The 377-nt window shown below is 36.3% G+C and carries 1 protein-coding gene; it reads right to left on the bottom strand.

What is annotated here, in order from left to right:
- A partial coding sequence (locus tag FTW16_RS01450; protein ID WP_186728003.1) for an MFS transporter occupies nucleotides 1–214 on the bottom strand: 214 nt, incomplete at its 3' end.
- Nucleotides 215–377: the final 163 nt, after the last annotated feature.

Below are 377 nucleotides of genomic sequence, written 5' to 3'. Positions count from 1 at the left end.
ACTTATCGGTAATCATGCCCATCAACGGGTCGGTCACCGCATCGATTAATCGGACCACAATGAATAACATCGCTAAGTCTTCGGGTTTGATACCAAAAATATCCGTATAGAAGAATGTAATGATTAACATCATCGATGAAATCACCACATTGACAGCCATATCTCCGGCGCCAAATCCGACTTTTTCAAGGACAGGTAATTTGTACTTATACATAGGGACTATTCCTTTTTCAGATTAGGCCCAGATATTACTCATAAATTATTTGTGGGGATGTAACCTACCTTAAATATAAGAATAGACAGCCATTTTGTTCATTCTTTCAGCTAATTTGTTTATGCTAGGTTGAATAAAACAAACTCATATTCTTTACTCTTTA

The organism is Vibrio sp. T20, from assembly GCF_007858795.1.
Taxonomy (GTDB): Bacteria; Pseudomonadota; Gammaproteobacteria; order Enterobacterales; family Vibrionaceae; genus Vibrio; species Vibrio satsumensis.
This window is presented reverse-complemented; position numbering and strand designations above follow the sequence as displayed.